The sequence below is a fragment of the Mesorhizobium sp. M7D.F.Ca.US.004.03.1.1 genome (assembly GCF_003998635.1).
Taxonomy (GTDB): Bacteria; Pseudomonadota; Alphaproteobacteria; order Rhizobiales; family Rhizobiaceae; genus Mesorhizobium; species Mesorhizobium loti.
This window is the reverse complement of sequence record NZ_RZQG01000365.1, coordinates 1-5,662: the sequence shown is the minus strand read 5'-3', so window position 1 is coordinate 5,662 and position 5,662 is coordinate 1. Positions and strand designations below refer to the sequence as shown.

General features: G+C 62.9%; 7 protein-coding genes and 1 tRNA gene. 5 read left to right on the top strand and 3 right to left on the bottom strand.

Features of this window, described 5'->3' with window-relative positions; genetic code table 11:
- Positions 1-689 (top strand): zinc-binding dehydrogenase (locus EN935_RS19945; protein WP_206534544.1); only part of this gene is annotated, 689 nt, incomplete at its 5' end.
- A 254-nt stretch (positions 690-943) separates the two neighbouring features.
- Positions 944-1,026, top strand: a tRNA-Leu gene (locus EN935_RS19940).
- Between the two features lie 157 nt (positions 1,027-1,183).
- On the opposite strand, the gene EN935_RS19935 is transcribed toward EN935_RS19940, so the two are convergent.
- Genes EN935_RS19935 through EN935_RS19925 form a run of 3 tightly spaced genes read right to left on the bottom strand, consistent with a single transcriptional unit; the run spans position 1,184 to position 4,358 of the window.
- A complete protein-coding gene (locus EN935_RS19935; RefSeq protein WP_127264107.1) occupies positions 1,184-2,632 on the bottom strand; it encodes an aromatic amino acid lyase in 1,449 nt (482 codons plus the stop codon).
- Positions 2,633-2,658: 26 nt separating this feature from the next.
- Complete coding sequence (locus tag EN935_RS19930; protein ID WP_109668889.1) at positions 2,659-3,243, bottom strand: GDYXXLXY domain-containing protein; 585 nt, start codon at positions 3,241-3,243, stop codon at positions 2,659-2,661.
- Entirely contained in the window at positions 3,240-4,358 is a 1,119-nt protein-coding gene (locus EN935_RS19925; RefSeq protein WP_109668887.1) for a DUF2157 domain-containing protein, read from the bottom strand. The genes EN935_RS19930 and EN935_RS19925 overlap by 4 nt, the downstream gene beginning before the upstream one ends.
- Before the next feature lie 236 nt (positions 4,359-4,594).
- On the opposite strand from EN935_RS19925, the gene EN935_RS19920 reads away from it, so the two are divergent.
- The 3 genes from EN935_RS19920 to EN935_RS42165 all read left to right on the top strand — a co-directional run.
- The gene (locus tag EN935_RS19920) at positions 4,595-4,735 is read left to right on the top strand and encodes a DUF1127 domain-containing protein (RefSeq protein ID WP_013531315.1); all 141 of its coding nucleotides are present in this window, start codon (positions 4,595-4,597) and stop codon (positions 4,733-4,735) included.
- 49 nt (positions 4,736-4,784) lie between these two features.
- Complete coding sequence (locus tag EN935_RS19915) at positions 4,785-4,925, top strand: DUF1127 domain-containing protein (RefSeq protein ID WP_013531314.1); 141 nt, start codon at positions 4,785-4,787, stop codon at positions 4,923-4,925.
- A gap of 351 nt (positions 4,926-5,276) precedes the next feature.
- The coding region (locus tag EN935_RS42165) for an FAD-dependent oxidoreductase (RefSeq protein ID WP_245489007.1) at positions 5,277-5,662 on the top strand (386 nt) is incomplete at its 3' end.

The window sequence follows — 5,662 nt, the reverse complement described above, 5'->3', positions numbered from 1 at the left end:
CCTACCTTACAGCCTTTCAGATGCTCACGCGCTATCGGCGCTTATCACCCGGCGATACGATTCTCGTTATCGGCGCATCAGGCTCGGTCGGTACGGCGCTACTCGATCTCTCGCGTCATCTTGGCCTCAAGGCAATCGGCACGTGTTCGGCGGCGAACCTCGCCGCGGTTGAGCGATTTGGCGGTAAAGCAGTCGACTATCGGGCTGGCGACTTCGTTGATGTGGTCCGCAAACTCACGACTGGGCGGATTGGCGGCGCCGGTGTCGATGCGGCATTCGATGCCATCGGAGGGGCGCATTTCAACCGGTCATTCGCCTGTCTCGCGCCGGGGGGCACCCTCATCGGCTACGGCTCCCAGACAATGGCGATCGGGCGCGAAAACTTGATCGCGGCGGGGCTAGGTTTGGCACGCCTGAAGCTATGGGGCGCATTGAGCTTCCTGTTCCGTGGCCGAACGGCGCTTTGGTACAGCATCACAGACCGCCGCTTGTCGCATCCTGAAGAGTTTAGGACTGACATGGCTGCCTTGTTCGAGTTGCTCCGCAACGGCGCCATTCATCCGATGGTTGTCGGTCGCGAACCACTAGCCGCGGCGAAAGATATCCACACACGTATCGACGCTGGCGGGTTCGGCGGCAAAATCGTCATGCTGCCCTGGCTGGCGACGCAGGTGGCTACCGACAAGTAACCGCTTCGCACTGCCAAAAGCCCCGCGCCAGCGCCTGTTGCTCCACCCGCCCATCAGGGCAAAGCCAATGCCTGAAACGAACTCAAAGATGGATAGAAACTGGGGGGCGACGTCAGCGCCCCAGTTCGAACAAACTTTGGGCCATGGGTCGAGCAAGACACGCTGACCAGCCCCACACCCTGTGTCCGTTGGCTTTAGTCGCTTGAACTTGTGTCATGGCTTGTGACATAGACGTGGCACAGGTCACCAGATCGGCGGGTATGGCGGAATTGGTAGACGCACCAGATTTAGGTTCTGGCGTGAAAACGTGGGGGTTCGAGTCCCTCTACCCGCACCACCCTTCGCTCTTCGAGCTTCGGGTGGCAGGCCACCTGAAGCTCTTTGCGCGAAGGAGTGTCCTCCGAAGCCTTGGCGAAAGAGGACCGGTCCAGGTTCGAACCCCATCCGCTCACGCGCACCACGGCCGCCGGCCGCGACCGTCCCGGCATCGGCGTCTACGCCTCGAACACCCTCCTCGTGAACCACGCGGCCAGCTGTGCCAGCTCCGGCCCCAGCACGCGATCGTCGCCGACTGGCGGCACAATATTTCTGATCTCATCGACGAAGGCCTGAAGCGCCGGCGGTGGCGCGCGTTCGGTGACGTGCAGCGCCTGGGAAGCGATCATCGCCAGCATCGCCATGGCGGCATCGACGCAGCGGCCGGCGGTCGCTTCCTTGGTCCATGCGAAGAACGCCGTCGTGGCGACATCGTCCTGTCCGGCGCCGGCCGACTCCGTTCCGGGAATGAAGGTGCGCTGCGCCGCCAGCTTGGCTTGCTCGAGATAGCCGGTGATCGCCATCGGCACATAGCCGACATTGCCGTGGCCGTCGCTGTCGGCTGAGTGCCGTCCGGCCATCAAGAGATCCGGCAGCAGCGACACCTTGCCGTTCAGGAGTTTTGAGGCGTGGCGATCGCAGAGCAGGCAGATGTCGGCCCATATCGCCGCCAGATCGTCCAGCGCCGGCGTCGCCATGGCATTGTGATAGCCGCCCGTGCTGATACAGCGCCCGAACGGATGCCCATCATCGGGCGGGATATAGACCGGATTGTCCGATATCGAGGCCAGCGACACGGTGGCCGCTTGCTCCGCCGTCGACAACGCTCGATGCGCCTGGCCGAGGACGCGCGGCACGATGCGGTAGCTGACCGGCGCCTGGTAGTTGCGTCGCCCATCGCCGGCGCCGACCAGAAATTCCCGCAACCCCTGCAGGGCCGCAGCTTCATGCTCATCGCCCCACAGCGCGTCGAGCGCCGCGTCATAATGTTCGAGCGGCGCGCGAAACGCCTCGATCGACAGCGCGAACACTTTTTGCGCCATGCGGATGCGGCGACGCGCCGCCAGCGCGGCATCAGCCACCAGAGCGGCAGCGCAGGGCGAGCCGTTGATCAGCGAGCCGCGTTCCTTTACCTCGAGGTCGAAGCGCGTCGTAAGCTCGGCAAACAGCGGATAGAGCGCAAGGATCTCGCCGGCGCCGCCCTGGCCCGAAGCCGGTACCGTTGGCATCGGCCGACCATCGAGCATTGCGGCAACGGCAAGCGCGATGCGCGGCGTGGTGGCGGCGTTGCCCTCGACGAAGTTCGTCAGGCGGGCAAGCACGATTGCCCGGACCACACGATCCGGCAAGGGATCGCCGAAGGAAGTGGCGGCGGCGAACGCCTTGATGCGCGCATGGCGGTCTCGCTCGTCAGGTTCGAGCTTGCGGCTCGCCAACTCCCCCATGGCGGTGGTGACGCCATAGATGACCGGCGGCGGATCGGTTTCAATGAGCTTGAGGAATGAGGCGCGGCATTCGGCAATGCGCTGCAGGGCCTTCTCGCCGATCGCCACCGTGTCCTTCTCCCAGGCGACGCGGAAAACAGTGTCGAGGTTAATGTCCTCACGCGTCGACAAGGTAACTGGCATGCTTCACACCACGGCAAACAAGGACATTAATAAAGCGGTTCCTCGAACAGCGTCTTGTCGCCGTCCACCAGCGCCTTGATCTGCGCGGTGCCGTCGCCGGCGAGCGCAAGGCGGATGCCGAACGGGCGCACCCGCATGTCGTTCTGGATCGCCATCCCCTCGCCTTCCGGCAGATAGAAGCGCTCGATGCCGTAGTCCGGCGCGATGGTCGCCCCTTCGCTGCGAAGATCCCAGCCCTCTGCGACGTGGCCTGATATATCGGCTTCGTCGGCAGCGGCCGGCATCGGCGCCTTGCCGAACCAGGCGGTCGTCGGCTGCCAATAGCCGTCGGCGCCCTTCTTGAGGCGGACGACAATCGAGGTGTCGTCGCTGGAAAGTTTGTCGGGCGGAATGTTGGCGATCATTTTCGCCGGTATGCGCGAAATCTCGTAGCCCAGGATAATATAGTCGCCGCGCAGGAGGTCGCGCGGATCGACGGGCTCGATCTTCAGCAGCACTTCCTTGCCGTTGCGCAGGATCGCCGCGCGGCCGGCGATGATCCAGCTCAGGAAGCCGATCTGGACAAGTGCCAGCACCAGCGCCGAGACAACAAGTCTTTTTCCGGTCATCATGCCGTGGCTCCCATGGCAACTGGGCCCTTCATGCGTTTTTCCACGCGGATGATGACCAGTGCAAGGATCCCGAGCAGCACCGCGGCGGCAAGGAAGAAGCCGGCCGTATCGAGCATCGATTGCAACGTCACCACATAGATGATGGCGAGTTCGAAGGCGAAGCCGGCATAGGCAAGCCAGCGCAAACCACGGCTCTCCCGTCCTGCCAGCACGATTGCCGCGACGATGCCGGCCAGCGCGACGACCGAAGCGATGGCGAAACCGCTGTTGTAGGTGCTCTCGCCAGCCAGTTCGAACTGGATCATGGCCAAGCCGGTGAGGAAGCCGAGCAGCGCGTGCAAGGGCAAGCGACCGCCGAGCTGCACGATCCTGTCAACCGTATCTGGCGCGAAGACCGAGGCCGCGAACAGCAGCGCCGACGCAACGACCAGCGGGATCGCCACCTGCAGCGTGTCGTGGTTGGTGACCAGCAGCACAAGATAGAACAGCACCGACAGGATGATCAGGTGCCGCGCCGGCTGGCTGCGGGTCCAGAACGAGACGGCAAACAGCACGATCGCCATGACGACGAAGGCATGCGGAAATTCGCTACGGCTGTAATAATCGAAGCCCTTCAGGAACAGCCAGGCATCGGCAATGCCGACCGAAGCCACGGTCAGCGGGTTCGAACGCAGCGCCACAGCCGCGAGTGCCGTGCCGGCACCCCAGGTGACCAGAGCCGACGCCTCGTCGCCGGACAGATGATACATCTGGCCGATCAGCGCGATCGACCCGCCGAAAGCCGCCGCCGCCACGATCCACAACGCCTCGCCGATCGCCGCATGGTCGCGCGTCTTCAACAGCGCGCCGCCGACATAGCCGCCAAGGATGACCGCAAAGAGTGCCAGGACGCGCGCCAGCCGCGGGATCGCGTCCCAGTTGGCGGCGACGAAAATCAGGATGGCGGCGCCGAACAGCAAGGCAGCCATCATCGCCAGGATCGAGCCGAAGCTGAGCGACTTGCGCTCGTTGGCCTCGACATCGCGCGCCAGGGAATCGGCAATGGTGGCGTCGATCAGGCCAGCCTGCTGCCAGCGCGCGATATCCGCCCTGACCCGCGACGAATAACTCGCCATCCCGCTTCTCCCCCAGTTTGGTCTTTTTTTCAGCCGATCCGGTCAAACCGTTGACGCGACGGCATTTTCCGATTCGGGTTTCTTTGTGTCAGGTCCGTGAACGCTCGTTAATGCTGCATTGCACAATTTGCATTGCTGCCATGCAGCCATAGCGCTTTTAAATCGATATGGGTCCGCCTATTTATGCTTCGTACACAAACGGAATGATCCGCAAGAAAGACGAAACGAGAACTACCATGAACCTGATCCGCAACTACCGCAACTGGCGCCGCTACAGGGACACCGTGTCCGAGCTGAGCCGCCTGAGCAACCGTGAACTGACCGACCTCGGCATCAGCCGCAGCGACATTCCTTACGTCGCTCGCAAGGCGGTCTAATTCTTCGGACCGCAAATGGTCCGAACCAGTTTTGAAAAAGAGAACGACAATGAACCTGATCCGCAACTATCGTAACTGGCGCGTTTATCGCGAGACGGTTACCGAGTTGGGTCGCCTTTCGAACCGCCAGCTGCATGACCTCGGTATCGTCCGCGACGAAATCAAGATCATCGCCCGCCAGGCGATCTAACCAGAATTTCGCCAGGGTCGACCTCCTCCCCGACCCTGACGGATCCGGTCAACCTTCACCTCCTCCCGAGGGTTGACCACCAAAACGGCGCCCGCCGCACCTCCTCCCGCGGCGGGCGTTGTTTCCCCGGGGCAAAACGAATTTTGCCCCAGAGGCTTCGCCCCTTGCAAAAAAAGCGAAAGAGTTTTCGTCAAAGCCGACCTCCTCCCCGGCGATGACGAGTAGGCCCGACCTTCACCTCCTCCCGAAGGTCGGCCACCAAAACGGCGCCCGCCGCACCTCCTCCCGCGGCGGGCGCTGTTTCCCCGGGGCAAAACGAATTTTGCCCTAGAGGCTTCGCCCCTTGTAAAAATGGCGAAAGAGTTTTCGCCAAAGCCGACCTCCTCCCCGGCGATGGCGAATATGGTCGGCCTTCACCTCCTCCCGAGGGTTGACCCCAAAAACGACACCCGCCGGACCTCCTCCCCCGGCGGGTGTTGTTGTTTTCAGGGGTTGATCCCCGAGCTGCTGTTTGCCCCGCACCACGCACGGCAATTGCAATCGCCGCACCAAGCGATTATTCCGGCGCTCATGAGCAAAAATCCCATCCACATCATCGGCGGCGGCCTCGCCGGCTCCGAAGCCGCCTGGCAGGCAGCGCAAGCTGGCGTTCCCGTCATCCTGCATGAAATGCGGCCTGTTCGCGGCACCGATGCCCACAAGACCAATAGCCTGGCCGAGCTGGTCTGCTCCAATTC

Coding starts and splice junctions, on each gene's coding strand:
- EN935_RS19935 (WP_127264107.1), bottom strand. CDS start 2,632: ATGCCAGTTACCTTGTCGACGCGTGAGGACATTAACCTCGACACTGTT.
- EN935_RS19930 (WP_109668889.1), bottom strand. CDS start 3,243: ATGATGACCGGAAAAAGACTTGTTGTCTCGGCGCTGGTGCTGGCACTT.
- EN935_RS19925 (WP_109668887.1), bottom strand. CDS start 4,358: ATGGCGAGTTATTCGTCGCGGGTCAGGGCGGATATCGCGCGCTGGCAG.
- EN935_RS19920 (WP_013531315.1), top strand. CDS start 4,595: ATGAACCTGATCCGCAACTACCGCAACTGGCGCCGCTACAGGGACACC.
- EN935_RS19915 (WP_013531314.1), top strand. CDS start 4,785: ATGAACCTGATCCGCAACTATCGTAACTGGCGCGTTTATCGCGAGACG.